Source organism: Microbacterium sp. As-52 (assembly GCF_049949185.1).
Lineage (GTDB): Bacteria > Actinomycetota > Actinomycetes > Actinomycetales > Microbacteriaceae > Microbacterium > Microbacterium maritypicum_A.
This window is the reverse complement of sequence record NZ_CP188171.1, coordinates 1695137-1710067: the sequence shown is the minus strand read 5'-3', so window position 1 is coordinate 1710067 and position 14931 is coordinate 1695137. Positions and strand designations below refer to the sequence as shown.

The window sequence follows — 14931 nt, the reverse complement described above, 5'->3', positions numbered from 1 at the left end:
CGCGACGGGCGAGCGTCGGAACGGGAACACATGCTCAGCACGGATGACGGCCTCGACACCCAGGCGTCTGTTCGGCGTGCGAACCTGCGCCGGGCTCTGCAGCTGGTCTTCCGGAGTCCGGGCACGCAGACGCGCGCGGGCATTGCGAGGTCGACCGGGCTGACCGCGGCCACCGCGTCATCGCTGGTCGCCGAACTCATCGAGAACCGGCTGATCGTCGAAGGGGAGCAGGCGGCGAGCACCGGCGGCAAGCGGGCGACCACTCTGAGCGTCGACGCGGATCATCACCTGATCCTGGTGCTGGTGATCCAGCCCCTGCACGCCGACATCGCTCTCGTGGCGCTCGACGGCACCGAGGTCGACCTCCGTCGCGTGAGCTACACCGCCGAGAACCGTGACCGCACCCTCGACGAGGCGGTGTCGGCCGTGGCGGAGGAGTTCGGCGGACGGCTCCTCGCCGCCGGCGTGCAGTTGCCGGGCACGACCGATGGGCGGTCGGTGCTCGAGAGCGTGCAGCTCAAATGGCAGAACGTCCCCCTCGCCGACCGGTTCGAGCGTGTGCTGGGAGCGCCCGTGCTGCTGATCAACGACGTCGACGCCGAAGCCATCGCCGAGGCGGGTATGGAGGAGTCGCCGTCCGGCTACCGCCTCTTCATCCATCTCGGCGGCGGTGTCGGCGCGGCCGTCACGCTCGACGGCGAGCTGGCTCCCGGCCCCCGAGACCGCGCGGGTGAGATCGGACATGTGCAGGTCGTGTTCGGCGACGCCGCGCGCGCCTGCCGATGCGGGCAGCGCGGCTGCCTGGAATCGGCCGCCGCTCTCGGGGCGATGCTCGGCGACGACTTCTCCGACGCCATGGATGCCCCGGAGATCCGCGCGCTCGCGGCTCAGGCCGACGAGGAGCAACTCGATGAGGGGGCTCGCGCGCTGGCCAGAGCCGTCAAGCTCATCGGCGCGCTGCTCGACCCGATCGAGGTCGTCATCGGCGGCCCGGCAACCGAGCTCGGACCGCGCTTCCTCGATCGCGTGCGCCGTGAGACCGAGTACCCCGCCCGCGGCACGGCGCAGGTTCCGGTGCGCTACGCCGATCCTCGTGTGTCGCTCGCCGCCGGAGCCGCCCAGGCCGCACTGACGTCGGCGCTCGGCGTGCGCTGGAATCCCGAGCAGCTGCGCGCGGCATCGACGTCGCGCTCCTGACCGGCAGACGCACATCCGCCCGACGGGTGCTCCCATCGGGCGGATGTCGTCAAGCGGATGTCGACGCGCGGATGCGGAGGGCTACTTGACGCTGCCCGCCGTCAAGCCGCCGACGAGACGCTTCTCGATGAGCATGAACAGGATGACCACGGGCAGGATCGCGACGATCGAGACGCCGAACACGTACTGCCAGCTCGTCTCGTACTGACCGACGAACTTGGTCAGAGCGACCGACAACGGCTGGTTCTTGTCGGTCGACAGGATCACGAGCGACGCCGCGAACTCGTTCCAGCAGGCGACGAAGGTGAACACGATCGCCGTGACGATGCCCGGCCACACGAGCGGCAGGTTGATCTTGAACAGCACGGTGAAGCGCCCGGCGCCGTCGATCTGGGCGGCCTCGTCGACCTCCTTGGGGATGCCGGCGAAGAACGAGTGCATGATCCACACCGCGAACGACAGGTTGAAGGCCGCGTTGATGAAGATCATCGCGATCCAGGTGTCGCCGAGTCCGAGCACGGTGAACTGGCGGAACAGACCCGAGGTGAGCACGGCCGGCTGCAGCATCTGCGTGACGATGACCAGGAACAGGAACACCATGCGGCCGGGGAACTTGAAGCGCGCCGTGTAGTACGCCGCCGGAAGCGAGACCAGCAGGACCAGCAGCGTCGCGAACACGGCGATGACGATGGTCGAGATCAGGTTGTACGGCAGGGGCGTCTCGGGGGTGGACCACATCGAGATGTAGTTCTCCCAGTGCCACTCGATCGGGAGGTAGGTCGGATCGACCGACCGGATCTGCGACTTGGTCTTCACCGAGCCGAAGAACATGATCAGGTAGGGCAGCACGAAGATGGCGAGCACCAGGAGACCGGCGACGGTGCGCAGGATCACCCGGGGCAGCGTGACCTGGTCTTCGGTGTAGCGGCGCTTGCGGCCGGGTGTCGGCGGCGTGCGACGACCGCGGCCTCCGGCGGTGGTCACGAGCTCGGTCTCGGTCATGGTCATGATCAGACCTCCTTCATGGGCTTGACGATCTTCACGTACGCCGCGACGATCACGATGACGATGAGGAACGCGACCACCGACAGGGCGCTCGCGACATCGACCTTCTTCTGCAGCTCGATGTACTTGAAGATCAGGGTCATGATCGTGTCGGCGCCGTAGCCGGGGATCGACCCGGTCATCACCTTCAGGATCGGCAGCGAGTTGAAGACGTTGATGATGTTGATGAGGATGGCCACGGCCAGAGCGCTGCGCAGCTGCGGCAGCACGATCGACCAGTAGGTGCGGGCGGGGCCGGCGCCGTCCATCTTCGCCGCCTCGATCGCGTCGGCCGGGACCGACTGGAGTCCGGCGAGGATCGTGTAGGTCGTGAAGGGGAGCGACACGAAGATCGCGATCACGATCGACCAGGTGAAGGCCGTCGCGGGGTTCTTCGTCCAGCCGTAGCCCACCGCGTCATCGGAGAGCCCGATGTCGTAGAGGAACTTGTTGAAGATGCCGAAGTACGGCTCGAGGCTGTAGTAGAACACCATGGTCGTCATCACGACGGATGCGGCCCACGGCACGATCACGGCCATGCGCACGAGCTGGCGCCCGGGGAAGGCCTTGTTCAGGATCTGCGCCAGACCGAGCGAGATCACGACCGTGAGGGTCACGACCGCGACCACCCACACGATCGTGCGGAAGAAGATCGGCCAGAACTCGGTGAACGTGAAGACCGTGACGAAGTTGTCGAAGCCCACGGACCCCTTGTCGAGGCCCGACAGGGAGATGTCACGCGTCGAGTTGAAGAACATCACCCCGGCGGGGAACAGCACGACGCCGATGATGAGCAGCAGCGCCGGTGCGATCCACGGCAGCGCTTGGAGAAGATCCTTTCCGCCCGGCCTGCCACGCGTGGCATCCGGGGTCTTCGGAGTGCGGGGGCGGCTCTTCGCCGCCCCCGCGAGGTTCGAGGACTCTGTCTTCTGGCTCATTCGGGTACCCGAACCTCTCCGATCAGCGGGCTCAGCCCGCGTCGACCTGTGCCTGGATCTCGGTCAGCACGTCCTGTGCCGGCTTCGACTGGATCTGACCGAACAGCGACTTGAACGCACCGTCGGCAGCGGACCACTTCGGGTTCGTCGACGGGTAGAACTGCGCGTCGGGCAGCACGTCGAGGAACGGCTTGAGGGCCTCTTCGCCGGAGAGCTGCTCGGCACCGGACTTGGTGACCGGCAGGAAGCCCTCGGCCTGCACCCACGGCACGTAGACGTCGGCGGAGTAGTAGTAGTCGAAGAACTTGGTGATCGCCTCCTGCTTGTCACCATCGTTCTGGAACGCCATCAGCTGGTCCATGACGCCGAGGGTGAAGGGCGAGCCGTCCTTCGTCGGGATCGGAACGATGGAGTAGTCCAGGTCGGGGTTGTTCTCCTTGATCTGGCCGACCGTCGGCGGGAGGCCGACCTGCATGCCGATCTTGCCCTGGATGAAGATGTCCATCAGGGGGGAGCGCTGCGTGGAACCCGGGTCGGCCTGCGTCGCACCGGCGTCGATCATCTTCTTGATCTGCTCGGCGCCGGGGAGGTTCTCCGGGGTGTCGATCGTGATCTCGGAGGCATCGCCGAACGATCCGCCGCCGCCCCACAGCCACACGGCCGCTTCTGCCTGTGCCTCTTCCGATCCGAGCGGCATGCCGTAGCCGGCGACACCGCCGCCGAGTGCGGACACCTTGGTGGCGGCATCCAGCAGCTCATCCCAGTTGGTCGGCGCCTCGACGCCGGCCTGGTCGAGCAGCGCGTTGTTGACGAACAGGGCGCGCGCCGAGGCGATCATCGGCAGCGCGTAGGCGGTCCCGTCGACCTCGGCGTTCTTGAGGAACGACTCCTGGAAGTCGGAGTAGGTGTCGTCGGAGACGACGTCCTTCGTCGGGTAGAGCAGCTCATCGCCGACGAAGCCCGCGAAGGGTCCGCCGTTGTAGATGTCCGGTGCCTCGCCGGCCTGGATCTTGGTGGAGACGACCTTCTCGAGGTTGTCCCACGACTGCACCTCGAGCTTGACCTTGATGTCGGGGTTGGCCTTCTCGAACCCGTCGATCACCGTCTCCCAGTTGGCCTTGGTGCCGTCGGAGTAGCTGGGGACGAGGAGGTCGAGGGTGGTCGAGCCGTCCCCGCCTCCGCTGTCGCCGGACGAACCGCCGAACCCGCACGAAGCGAGCGAGAGCGTGGCGACGGCCGCAATGGCGGCGGCGCCGAACCGCAGTGACTTCTTCATGTGTATTGCATTCCTCACTGTGATGTCCGAACCCTCGGCGGCAGGGCCGCTTCGGGAGGGGGTGTGGTGCACAGTCGCAAGCACATCACGCGACAGTGCGTGGGTGATCGTTTCGCCGTGAGGCAGCCACGATCGTTCAAGCCGGGGCTCGGGGCTCTCGACTTCGGCCGGGGTCGACGTCGAGGGTGGAACTCGTCTGATTATTTGTCAGGAGAACAAACAAATCAAGGTAAAGCTGTTGGTGTTGTGATTCGACGCCATACTATGATCGAATTAGGCTTCAAACGATCACAAGTCTGCAACTTATCGCCAGAAAGGCACCTCGATGTCCGAATCGCTGCCCGGCGCACACATGCGCGAAGAACTCAATTCCCAGCCGGAGATGTGGGCGCGGGCGGCCGATCTGAAGGCCGAGCAGGCACTGCTCCCCGCATCGGGAGCCCGCATCGCCGTCGTCGGATGCGGTACGTCGTGGTTCATGGCGCAGTCGTACGCCGCGTTGCGCGAGTCCGCCGGTCAGGGTGAGACCGACGCCTACGCGGCGTCCGAGGCCTTCCTCGACCGCGGATACGACGCCGTCGTCGCCCTCACCCGTTCCGGGACCACGAGCGAGGTGCTCGAGCTCGTCGACCGCATCAAGGGGCGCATCCCGACCATCGGAGTGATCGGCGATCCGGATTCGCCGCTCGTCTCGCTCGCCGACGAGGCGGTGCTGCTCCCGTTCGCCGATGAGCAGTCGGTCGTGCAGACGCGATTCGCGACCACCGCGCTGGCGCTCTTCCGGGCGTCGCTCGGCGAAGACCTCTCCAGCGCCATCGCCGATGCCGAGGCCGTGCTCGCCGAGGACGGCGACGACGAGCTGCGCGACGCGGAGCAGTACACGTTCCTCGGACGCGGATGGACGATCGGCCTCGCCCACGAGGCCGCGCTGAAGCTGCGCGAGTCCTCGCAGTCGTGGACCGAGGCGTACCCCTCGATGGACTACCGGCACGGTCCGATCGCGATCGCGGCCCCTGGCCGCGTCACCTGGCAGTTCGGCGAGGCTCCCGAGGGACTCGCTGCGCAGGTCGAGGCCACCGGCGCCCGCTTCGAGCAGCGGTCGATCGACCCGCTCGCCGACCTCGTGCGCCTGCACCGCACCGCGCTCGACCGCGCCGTCGCCCGCGGCCTCGACCCCGACCAGCCCCGCAACCTCACGCGATCCGTCATCCTGGATGCATGACGCAACCCGCCGCCGGAGCTGACCATGACCCGAGCTGACGGGACGGATGCCGTTCCCGACGTCGAGCGAGACGCGACCGGTGAGAAGCTCGCCGCCGTGCGCACGCTCGGCGTCGGTGCCCCCGTGCTGGCGTTCGACGTGGGCGGCACCGACATCAAGTCGGCCCTGTTCGACGCCGACGGCACCGCCCTCGGACTGCGCCGCACGCCCACGCCGATCACCGAGGGCGACCGCACGCAGGTGCTGCTCGAGCGTCTCGAGGTGCTGGCCGAGGAGCTCCGCGCCGCGCACCCCTCTGTCGTGCCGCAGGCGGTGGGACTCGTCGTGCCCGGGATCGTCGATGCGGATGCCGGCTTGGGCGTCTTCGCGAGCAACCTCGGCTGGCACGACTCGCCCTTGCGCGACCTCGCCGCTGAACGCCTCGGGCTGCCCGTGGCCTTCGACCACGATGTCCGTGCCGCGAGCTGGGCGGAGCGCCGACTCGGTGGCGCGCGCGACTACGCCGATTCGGTGGTGCTCGTGATCGGCACGGGGATCGCCGGTGCGCTGCTGGTCGGGGGCGTCCCGTACACCGCCGGCGGTTACGCGGGTGAGATCGGGCACTCCCCGATCGCGGACGGGCCGATCTGCGCGTGCGGCGCACGCGGTTGCCTCGAAGCCGTCGCCTCGGCCGGTGCCATCGCCCGGCGGTATCGCGAGGCGACCGGGATCGCTCCGGACGGAGCGAAGGACGTGATCGCCCGCGCGGCGGCCGGCGACGAGGTGGCCGCGGAGATCTGGAACTCCGCGCTCGACGCGCTCACGATGTCTCTGGCTCAGCTCACCGCCGTCGTGGCGCCGGAAGCAGTGGTCATCGGCGGCGGGCTCTCCCGCGCCGGCGGCGCCCTGTTCGATGAGCTGCGCACGCGCCTGGCCGCCCGGCTCAGCTTCCATCGCATCCCGGCGCTGGTCCCCGCCGAGCTCTCCGGCAACGCAGGGCTGCTGGGCGCCGCTCTCCGCGCACGGGAGCTCACATGATCCTCACCGTCACTCCGAACCCCGCCCTCGACCTCACCTGGCGCGTCGATCGGCTCGTCGAGGGCGGAACGCACCGGGCGGATGCCGGGGCCGCTCGTGCCGGCGGCAAAGGACTCAACGTCGCGCGGGTGGCGCACGCCGAGGGTGCGGACGTGCTCGCGGTCACCACCGTGGGCGGTCGGGTCGGCGAGGAGTTCGCCGCGGAGCTGCGCACGAGCGGTGTGCCGAACGCGCTGGTGGCGGTCGCCGCGGAGACCCGCCGCAGCATCGCGGTGGTCGATGAGGCGCTCGGCGACACCACGATCATCAACGAGCGGGGTGCGAATCCGACCGATGCCGAATGGGCGGCGCTGCTCGCCGAGATCGTCGAACGGTTGTCGGGTGCGCGAGTGCTGGTCGTGTCCGGCAGTGTGCCGCCTGGCGCGCCGGAGTCGTTGCTCCCCATGCTCATCGCGGTGGGGAAGGACGCCGGAGTGCCGGTGATCGTCGACACCTCCGGACCCGCTCTGCTGCGCGCGGCGGAGGCCGGAGCCGCAGTGCTCAAGCCCAACGCGGCCGAGCTGGTCGAGGCCACAGGCATCGCCGACCCTGTCGAAGGGGCCCGATCGCTGATCGCCCGGGGCACCGAACTCGTGCTGCTCTCGCTGGGGGCCGAGGGCATGCTCGCGGTCACGGCGTCCGCACTCGTGCACGCTCGCCTCGACGAACCCCTCGCGGGCAACCCGACGGGCGCCGGTGATGCCGGGGTCGCCGCCTGCGCCGTGCTGTACGCCGAGGGGGTGCGCGATCCCGAGCAGATCCTTCGCCGGGCCACCGCCTGGTCCGCCGCCGCGGTGCTGACCCCGCTGGCCGGCGACATCTCGTCGCGCTGGACGGAGCTCGAGCAACAGCTCCGCATCTCGCATCCCCATCCTGAATCGTTCCGGAAGGACCCTTCGTGACCCTCGTCTCCGCTCGCGACCTCGTCTCCGCCGCTGCCGCCGAAGGCACCGGCATCGGCGCCTTCAACGTGATCCACCTCGAGACCGCCGAGGGGCTGGTGCGGGCCGCCGCCCTCGCGCAGCTGCCCGTCATCCTGCAGATCTCGCAGAACTGCGCCGACTATCACGGCGGGCTCGAGCCCATTGCGCTCGCCACGCTCGCGGTGGCCAGGCGCGCGCAGACGCCCGTGGCTGTGCACCTCGATCACGCTGAGCGGCCCGAACTGGTCGACGAGGCCATCGCGCTGGGCTTCGGCTCGGTCATGTTCGACGGCGGCGCCCTGCCCTACGACGACAACGTGGCTCTCACGGCGGAGGTCGCCGCCCGTGCCCACGAGGCGGGGGTCTACGTCGAGGGAGAGCTCGGCGAGGTGGGGGGCAAGGACGGGGCGCACGCTCCGGGTGTGCGCACCGACCCCGACGAGGCGCGTGCGTTCGTCGCGGCCACCGGCGTCGATGCGCTCGCGGTCGCGGTGGGTTCCTCGCACGCGATGACCGACCGCACGGCGTCCCTCGACCTCGACCTGATCGCACGACTGCACGAGGCCCTGCCGGTGCCGCTGGTGCTGCACGGGTCCTCCGGCGTCGCGGATGCCGTGATCGCCGACGCCGTGCGGGCGGGCATGACGAAGATCAACGTCTCGACGCACCTGAACGGGTTCTTCACGCGGGCGGTGCGCGAGAAGCTCGACGCCGATGAGCGTCTCGTCGACTCCCGCAAATACCTCGCCCCCGCCCGCGACGCCCTCGCCGGTGAAGCGGCGCGGATGCTGCGGCTGTTCGCGCTGCAGCCGGCGGAATCGGTCGCCTGATGAAGCGGGCGGCTCGGCTGAACGCGATCCTCGACCTCCTGGCCGCGAAGGGCGAGGTGACGGTCGAAGAGCTGGTCGAACGGTTCGAGGCATCGTCGGCGACCACACGCCGAGACCTCGACACCCTCGCCGAGCAGCGCCTGCTCACCCGCACCCATGGCGGTGCGGTGGCGCAGACCGTCGCCTATGAGCTGCCCATCCGCTACAAGAGCCACCTGCGCACGCACGAGAAGGCGAGCATCGCGCAGACCGCCGCCGGCCTGGTCGCCCCCGGCATGGTCGTCGGACTCTCGGGCGGAACCACCACGACCGCCATCGCCGCAGCGCTCGCCGCGCGCGACGACCTCTCGGGCAACGGCGGCATCACGGTCGTCACCAACGCCGTGAACATCGCCGCCCAGCTCGCCACCCGCCCCGACATCAAGGTCGTCGTCACCGGCGGCGTCATCCACTCGCGCAGTTACGAACTGGTCGGTCCGTTCGTGGAGCAGCTGCTGCGCGGGGTGCGGCTCGACATCGCCTTCATCGGCGTGAACGGGATGGACGCCGTCGCCGGTGCGACCACGCAGGACGAGCGCGAAGCCGCGGTGAACCGGATGATGGCCCAGCGGGCCCGGCGTGCGGTCGTGGTGACCGACGGCAGCAAGCTCGGCGTGGAGGCGTTCTCGACGGTGGGCGGCGTCGACCTCTTCCCGACCGTCATCACGGACGCCGGAGCGGATCCCGAGGTGCTCGCCGCCCTCCGCGCGGCCGGATACGCGGTGCTGGTCGCCTGAGCCCGGACGCTGTCGGACACCCCGAGGGCCCCGACGTCCCCAGATCGTCGAGGCCCTCTGAGGGTGTCGCGGCTGCATGCCGCGACGCCCCCGAGCAGATGGTGTCCGTGTCGTACTCGCGCTCCCCAGTGCGCCTGATCCCCAGATCCGACTGCGCCTCCCTCGCGCCTCACCCTTCGAGGCCCTTCGCATGGCACCTTCCGAAGAACAGGAGCGTGCGGCATCGGTTCTGATACACCGAATGGAGGAAAAGTCAGAATCCGTTTCCATGACACTGGAACGGCGCGTTCACGCCGGTGTCGACCGCGGCCCTCGCGAGCGCGACGGCCGGTGCGGCACCCGCGGAGAGACCGGTGTGCACAGCGCTGAGCAGATCGCCGGCCACATCATCGGGGACCGCGACGGGGGCGGCGATCACGCAGTCGGCACCGGCGTGCAGCCACACCCGCGTCATGCCCAATGCCTCCTCGCCCCAGCGCACCGACGAGCGTCCGAGCTCACAGGCCGAGAGGATCACCGTCGCCGGGACCCGCGGAATGAGATCGACGTCATAGCCGAAGAGGATGCCGTCGGCGAGCTCGAATCCGGAGAACAGCGGGTTGTCCACCGCGTGCCTGCCGTGCGCGGCGATGTGCAGCACATCGGTGGCTGCGGCGAGTTCTGTGACCGCGGCGACCGTCGCCTCCCCGGTCAGCAGGGTCTGCGGTGCCACCCCGGCGCGTCGCCAGGCCGCCGCTGCCCGTTCGACCTCGTCACCGGCGCGAGCGACACGCGGACCGGCGGCGAATCCGACCGAGGCCGGCCGCGTGATCGTGCGGGAGGGGCTGGCCAGCAGGCGCGAGACGGATGTCGCGAGCGTGAACGGGGTGCCCGACATGCCGGAGAGCATCGCCCACGGAACTCCACCGAGCGCTCCGGGTACCGTGATGGCCAGTCTCGCTGCGGACGGCGCGGCGAGCAGCAGCGGCGCGAGGAGCTCGGCGTCGAGGATCGCCAGGCGCGAGGCGAGCGCCCGTTCGGTGACCTCGCCCATCAGGCCGCCACGGGTCAGGGCGGCCATGTCGAGGTCGGCGCGGAGGCCGTCGAGCGCCGACTGCACCCGCGACCAGGACAGATCGACGACGGTCGCACCCGCGGTGGTCACCAGGACCGCATGCAGATCGGTGCCGGTGAACACGTATGACAGGACGGCCAGGTCGGGATCGAGCAGCGCCATCGCCTCCGTGAGTCCGAGCCGTTCGCGCGTGCCGCCTGAGCCGGTCGCCGCCCACTGTCGTTCGCGCACCCGATCACGGAGGGCGCGCACCCTCGCATCCGTCGTCCAGTCGGCGCCGGCCAGCTCGGCACGGAGCATGCGCAGTTCCGCCAGATCGACCGCGAGGGATTCGTCGTGCGGGGGGCGCACCGGGGCGACCTGCTGGCTGAGGTGCCGCGCACGCTCCGACCACTCGAACAGGAGGGCGGGGTCGCGCCGTCGAGCGGCCGCGGAGAGTCCGGCGAACATCAGGTCGCTGCCGTGCATCGCGACCGACGCCTGCAGGTCGAGAGCGCCGAACGACTGCTGCCAGGCGGTGAGCAGATCGAGGCCATCGGCGGCTGCCCGGAGGGCATCGCGGTCGCGACCGGCGGCTGCGGCGCGAGCGGCGCGCACCTCGTGTGCACGCAGGCGCAGGGGCGTCGGGGCCGCATCGTCCAGCCGTGGCAGCCGGCCGGAACCGTCACGCCGAGCGCTCAGGCGGAGTCCTGTCGCCTCGGTGCGGAAGCCGCCCTGGTCGAGCGCCTTCGCGGTGCGCGCGAAATCGTCGCCGTCGATGGGGCGGTGCGGCTTCGCCCGCTGCTGCGCCTCGAGGCGCACCGCTTCGGCACGCGCCGCCCACCCGTGATTCCCGAGTGCGGTGAAACGTCGGGCGGCGCTGCGGGCCGCCCGCTCTGCGGCGGCGGGATCATGTCGCAGCAGCGAGCGGGCGAGGTGGAATTCCGCCTCGCCCCTGGCTTGCCGCATCCGCTGCGCGCCGAACTGGGCGGCGACCTGTTCGAGCAGTGCCTCGGCCTCGGTCGTGAGGCCCGCGTCGCGCAGCACCTCCGCCCGATCGAGGTCGCTGATCGCCGCGGCGAGGTCGCTGATCGCGGCGAGCTTCGGACGGGAACGGGTCATCAGGGTGAGCGCGGTGACGAGGTCGCCCCCGAGCAGCGCCGCGTAACCGAGATTGTGTCGCGCCTCGGCCAGGGGCTCGTCATCGTCGTTCGCCTCGTACACGGCCACCGCGCGCCGCAGATCCTCGACGCAGGTCTCGAGCTCGCGCTGCTGCATCCGCACCACCGAACGGTTCATCAGACAGTTCGCGAGCTCGGTGGTCTCGTCTCCGATCGCCGTGAGCGTGTCGATGGCGCGGGTCAGTTCGACTTCCGCCTCGGCCAGCCGTCCGCCGTGCATGAGAAGTGTGCCGAGCTGGCCGCTGAGCACCGTGATCGTCTCCGCACGGAGGCCCGTTCGGCCGAGGGCCTCGCGGCACAGCTGCTCGGCGGCCGCGGGCTCTCCGGTCTGCGCGAGCACGTAGGCGACCGTGCCGTCGATGCGCGCGCGGAGGTCGGGGTCGTCGGTGCGGGTGGATGCCGTGTCGAGCGCGCGTCGTGCCTGCGTGAATCGTCGGGCGTTCGCCGCTTCGACGCCGCGCCGGTGCAGCTCGATCGCGGACAGGGGCATCCCTCCAGAATGCCGTGCGTCGGGTCTGCAAGGGAAGAGCCCGGATTCCGCGGAGCACCCCGCGCACCAGGACGGGCCGCCCGCATCGGTACGGACGGCTCGTCCCGGGGGTACATCAGGCCGGGTGCATCAGGCGCGATCGATCAGGCGGAGTCCACGGGATCCGGAAGCGACTTCAGCACCGCGGCGACGGCTTTCGCCGCGGCTCCGGGGCTGACACCGCCGACCGGCACGGTGCCGAGCTGCGCGGCGACGCGCGCGGCCACGTACGGGGCGGAGAAGGAGGTGCCGCTCCAGATCGCGAATCCGCCGCGATAGTCGTCGGGGTCGATCGTCTCGCGGCGGAGACCGTCGACGTCGGCCCTCGTCACCGCCTGGGTGCCGCCCACGAACGCGGGTGACGTGCTCACCACGGCCGCGCCCGGTGCATAGACCCGGACCCAGGGGCCGATGTTCGAGAAGAGGGCGACCGACTGCGCCGACGGGTTGAGAGCTCCGACCGAGACGAGCGGCGCGTCCTTGTCGGGGCGGATGCCATTGTCGGCACCAGGCCAGGGCCAGAGCGACGCGGGGAAGGAAGGGCGGTCGATCGCGTCGTTCCCGGCCGAGCACACCACCACGCATCCGAGCTCGCGCGCCTTGGCGAGCAGCTGGTACAGCGTGAGGCTGAAGAGTCCGTCGGTCGGTGTCTCGTGGTAGTAGCTGAGCGACAGGTTCAGCACATCGATCGGGAAGCCCGTGTTCGGATCCTCCCGGTGGCGGGCGAGCAGCGTCACGACCTGGGCGACGGTCTCGAGCAGGGTGCTCTCGTCGACCACTCCGAGGGCTCCGGCCACCCGGATGGAGAGGATATCGGCATCCGGGGCCGCCTGTCGGACGAGCCCGGCGATGAATGTGCCGTGCCCGGCGACCGCGTCGATCTCGCCGTCGAGCTGCCCGTACAGGTCGGGGTAGCGCTCCGGGTCGGCGTCGTCGGTCAGCCCCACCGGCACGCCGTCGAGGTCGACCGTGCGGGTGACGATGTCGGCGGGCAGCCAGGCGTGTTCGCCGCAGCCGGTGTCGAGCACCGCGACGACGGGCCGCCGTCCGCGCTTCGGTGCGGGCCCGCGCACCGGAGCGGGGCCCAACCAGGTGACGGGCTGTCGCGCGCCGCGTCCGGGCTCGAGGTAGTCGTCGCTGCCGCCCGCGCCCCCTCCGGCGCCGCGCACCGGGTTGGTGCGCGTGAACGGGTTGGTGCGGGTAAACGGGTTCGTCCGGGTGAACGGATTGAGCCCGACCGGGTCGATGGACAGCACGTGGTCGAGGCTCGTGCGCGGCATCGTGGAGCGGGACATGCGGCGGGCGCGCTGGAGCACGCGCCAGGCGTCGGGTGCGACGGGCGATTCGCCGCGGACCGGTTCGTCGGGGGTGCGCAGCCGTGCGCGCAGGAAGCCGGGGACTCCCGGAACCAGCTCGCCGTCGAGTGCCGAGCGGGTGCCGTCCTCGATCTCGAGCTGCCATCCGAAGGTGTCGGCTGCATCACGCAGGGTGCGCACCTCGCGGTCGTAGGCCTCTTCGTCGCCGAGGGCGCGGGTGATCAGCAGCCGCTCCGGCAGGTACGCCGTCGGAAACGCGCGGATGCCGTCCACCGGTTCCGTGCTCGGGTCGAGTGCCGTGCCCCGGCGGATCGATCCCTCCGCGCGGTCCTGCCAGGTCCATCCCTTGGGCTGATCCATGCGTCATCCTCTCCGTGCGGGTCGCCCCGCGTCCTCATCGACGGGCGGTGCCCGCGATCACAGCTCGAACTGCGGGGTCGCGAGGGTGCGCGTCTCGTCCCCGATCACGGTCGTCAGGCTCACGCGTGTGAGGCCGGGAGGCACATCGTCGAACACGAAGCGTCCTGTCTCCTCCGGCGAGACCGACCGTGTCTTCTCGCCCTGCGTCAGCACGATCTCCGCGGCAGCGGTGTCGACCCAGCCGTCGACGCGGCGGTGACCGGACGCGGTGGTCGTCACGTGCAGCAGGATGCTCGTGGAGCCGTCGCTGAACTGCAGGGTGAGCGCATCCGCTTCGCCCCGCACCGCGCCGAACTGTCCCTCCACGAGGGTCAGAAGCGCGTACTCGCGGTTCAGGCCGTCGGCGGCGACCGCGGCGACCATGCGATCGATCAGGCCGGCGGGCATCGGATCGACCTCGCTCCACAGGGAGCGGAGCCGGGCGAACATCTGGGCATCCTCATGCTCGGTCATGCGAGTCCCCCTGTCTGCGCTGTCGGCGGCGCGTCCAGCAGGGCGCGCAGCTTGGCGAGGCACCGATTGCGTGTGGGGCCGATGCTTCCGATGGGCATGGCGAGGTCGCTGGCGATGCGTGCATAGTCGGGGCGATCCTCGAAAGCGATCACACGCAGCAGCTTCTGGCAGCGTTCGTTGAGGCGGCGCACGGCCGACCACAGGCGACGGTTCTCGTCGCCGAGCGCCGCGTGCTCCTCAGCCGAGGCCTGCTCGGGAAGAAGCGTGTCGAGGTCGTCTGCTTCGGCCGTGTCGACCTTGCCATGCGCCTTCGCGACCTTCCAGGCCTCGCGGCGCGCGGTGGTCGTGAGCCAGGCAGACACGGCGCGAGGATCGCTGATCGACCCGTGACCGCGGACGAGCTGCAGCCACGTGGTCTGCACGACGTCTTCGGCGAGCGTGCGTTCGAGCCCGTACGCGCGCACGACGTGCCAGAGCACGGGCGTCATCAGCCGTACGAGCTCGTCCATCGCGCGGCCGTCGCTCTCGCGCCATGCACCGAACAGATCCGCGGCGCGCTCCCAGCGTGCGCGCCCGTCGTCCGAGGCAGGATCGTGAGCGGTGCCGGGTGCACCGTCGATCATGAAGCCCATTGTGATCACACCTACCAGGAGCGCGGCAAGGGCTTTCTGATACATGTCTGCATCCAAGAATCCCGCGGCTCCCCGGTGGGTCGCGCGCATAGGTGACGCCGATAG

The 14931-nt window shown here is 70.0% G+C and carries 13 protein-coding genes; 6 read left to right on the top strand and 7 right to left on the bottom strand.

What is annotated here, in order from left to right:
• Positions 1 to 30 precede the first annotated feature (30 nt).
• The gene (locus ACLFA2_RS08150) at positions 31 to 1197 is read left to right on the top strand and encodes an ROK family protein (RefSeq protein WP_426622370.1); all 1167 of its coding nucleotides are present in this window, start codon (positions 31 to 33) and stop codon (positions 1195 to 1197) included.
• Positions 1198 to 1278: 81 nt separating this feature from the next.
• Here the strand turns inward: ACLFA2_RS08150 and ACLFA2_RS08145 are convergent, their stop codons facing one another.
• The 3 genes from ACLFA2_RS08145 to ACLFA2_RS08135 are packed head-to-tail and all read right to left on the bottom strand — an operon-like array spanning position 1279 to position 4455.
• Positions 1279 to 2205: a carbohydrate ABC transporter permease gene (locus tag ACLFA2_RS08145; protein WP_021200130.1), complete on the bottom strand. Its 927-nt coding sequence runs from the start codon at positions 2203 to 2205 to the stop codon at positions 1279 to 1281.
• Between the two features lie 2 nt (positions 2206 to 2207).
• Positions 2208 to 3179 (bottom strand): carbohydrate ABC transporter permease, encoded by a 972-nt coding sequence (locus ACLFA2_RS08140; protein WP_029264718.1) that lies wholly within the window; start codon positions 3177 to 3179, stop codon positions 2208 to 2210.
• Between the two features lie 31 nt (positions 3180 to 3210).
• Complete coding sequence (locus ACLFA2_RS08135) at positions 3211 to 4455, bottom strand: extracellular solute-binding protein (protein ID WP_021200132.1); 1245 nt, start codon at positions 4453 to 4455, stop codon at positions 3211 to 3213.
• Positions 4456 to 4780: 325 nt separating this feature from the next.
• On the opposite strand from ACLFA2_RS08135, the gene ACLFA2_RS08130 reads away from it, so the two are divergent.
• Genes ACLFA2_RS08130 through ACLFA2_RS08110 form a run of 5 tightly spaced genes read left to right on the top strand, consistent with a single transcriptional unit; the run spans position 4781 to position 9262 of the window.
• Complete coding sequence (locus ACLFA2_RS08130) at positions 4781 to 5677, top strand: SIS domain-containing protein (RefSeq protein WP_426622369.1); 897 nt, start codon at positions 4781 to 4783, stop codon at positions 5675 to 5677.
• 24 nt (positions 5678 to 5701) lie between these two features.
• Positions 5702 to 6694 carry an ROK family protein gene (locus tag ACLFA2_RS08125; protein ID WP_426622368.1) on the top strand — a complete coding sequence of 331 codons (993 nt, stop codon included), beginning with the start codon at positions 5702 to 5704 and terminating at the stop codon, positions 6692 to 6694.
• Complete coding sequence (locus tag ACLFA2_RS08120) at positions 6691 to 7635, top strand: 1-phosphofructokinase family hexose kinase (RefSeq protein ID WP_426622367.1); 945 nt, start codon at positions 6691 to 6693, stop codon at positions 7633 to 7635. Before ACLFA2_RS08125 ends, ACLFA2_RS08120 begins: the two co-directional genes overlap by 4 nt.
• Positions 7632 to 8486, top strand: coding sequence for a class II fructose-bisphosphate aldolase (locus ACLFA2_RS08115; RefSeq protein WP_401124316.1), 855 nt, complete (start codon positions 7632 to 7634; stop codon positions 8484 to 8486). Before ACLFA2_RS08120 ends, ACLFA2_RS08115 begins: the two co-directional genes overlap by 4 nt.
• On the top strand, positions 8486 to 9262 hold the full coding sequence (locus tag ACLFA2_RS08110; RefSeq protein ID WP_426622366.1) for a DeoR/GlpR family DNA-binding transcription regulator: 777 nt from the start codon (positions 8486 to 8488) through the stop codon (positions 9260 to 9262). Before ACLFA2_RS08115 ends, ACLFA2_RS08110 begins: the two co-directional genes overlap by 1 nt.
• A 253-nt stretch (positions 9263 to 9515) precedes the next feature.
• Here ACLFA2_RS08110 and ACLFA2_RS08105 read toward each other — a convergent pair whose 3' ends face one another.
• The 4 genes from ACLFA2_RS08105 to ACLFA2_RS08090 form a co-directional block, all read right to left on the bottom strand.
• Positions 9516 to 11966 (bottom strand): CHAT domain-containing protein, encoded by a 2451-nt coding sequence (locus tag ACLFA2_RS08105; RefSeq protein ID WP_426622365.1) that lies wholly within the window; start codon positions 11964 to 11966, stop codon positions 9516 to 9518.
• Between the two features lie 143 nt (positions 11967 to 12109).
• A complete protein-coding gene (locus tag ACLFA2_RS08100) occupies positions 12110 to 13681 on the bottom strand; it encodes a S8 family peptidase (protein ID WP_021200139.1) in 1572 nt (523 codons plus the stop codon).
• Positions 13682 to 13738: 57 nt separating this feature from the next.
• A complete protein-coding gene (locus tag ACLFA2_RS08095; RefSeq protein WP_021200140.1) occupies positions 13739 to 14194 on the bottom strand; it encodes a hypothetical protein in 456 nt (151 codons plus the stop codon).
• Positions 14191 to 14871, bottom strand: coding sequence for an RNA polymerase sigma factor (locus ACLFA2_RS08090; RefSeq protein ID WP_231479796.1), 681 nt, complete (start codon positions 14869 to 14871; stop codon positions 14191 to 14193). Before ACLFA2_RS08090 ends, ACLFA2_RS08095 begins: the two co-directional genes overlap by 4 nt.
• Positions 14872 to 14931 lie beyond the last annotated feature (60 nt).

What these genes read in the sequence shown, in the direction of transcription:
- ACLFA2_RS08150 (WP_426622370.1), top strand. Translation starts at nt 31, where the DNA reads ATGCTCAGCACGGATGACGGCCTCGACACCCAGGCGTCTGTTCGGCGT.
- ACLFA2_RS08145 (WP_021200130.1), bottom strand. Translation starts at nt 2,205, where the DNA reads ATGACCATGACCGAGACCGAGCTCGTGACCACCGCCGGAGGCCGCGGT.
- ACLFA2_RS08140 (WP_029264718.1), bottom strand. Translation starts at nt 3,179, where the DNA reads ATGAGCCAGAAGACAGAGTCCTCGAACCTCGCGGGGGCGGCGAAGAGC.
- ACLFA2_RS08135 (WP_021200132.1), bottom strand. Translation starts at nt 4,455, where the DNA reads ATGAAGAAGTCACTGCGGTTCGGCGCCGCCGCCATTGCGGCCGTCGCC.
- ACLFA2_RS08130 (WP_426622369.1), top strand. Translation starts at nt 4,781, where the DNA reads ATGTCCGAATCGCTGCCCGGCGCACACATGCGCGAAGAACTCAATTCC.
- ACLFA2_RS08125 (WP_426622368.1), top strand. Translation starts at nt 5,702, where the DNA reads ATGACCCGAGCTGACGGGACGGATGCCGTTCCCGACGTCGAGCGAGAC.
- ACLFA2_RS08120 (WP_426622367.1), top strand. Translation starts at nt 6,691, where the DNA reads ATGATCCTCACCGTCACTCCGAACCCCGCCCTCGACCTCACCTGGCGC.
- ACLFA2_RS08110 (WP_426622366.1), top strand. Translation starts at nt 8,486, where the DNA reads ATGAAGCGGGCGGCTCGGCTGAACGCGATCCTCGACCTCCTGGCCGCG.
- ACLFA2_RS08105 (WP_426622365.1), bottom strand. Translation starts at nt 11,966, where the DNA reads ATGCCCCTGTCCGCGATCGAGCTGCACCGGCGCGGCGTCGAAGCGGCG.
- ACLFA2_RS08100 (WP_021200139.1), bottom strand. Translation starts at nt 13,681, where the DNA reads ATGGATCAGCCCAAGGGATGGACCTGGCAGGACCGCGCGGAGGGATCG.
- ACLFA2_RS08095 (WP_021200140.1), bottom strand. Translation starts at nt 14,194, where the DNA reads ATGACCGAGCATGAGGATGCCCAGATGTTCGCCCGGCTCCGCTCCCTG.
- ACLFA2_RS08090 (WP_231479796.1), bottom strand. Translation starts at nt 14,871, where the DNA reads ATGTATCAGAAAGCCCTTGCCGCGCTCCTGGTAGGTGTGATCACAATG.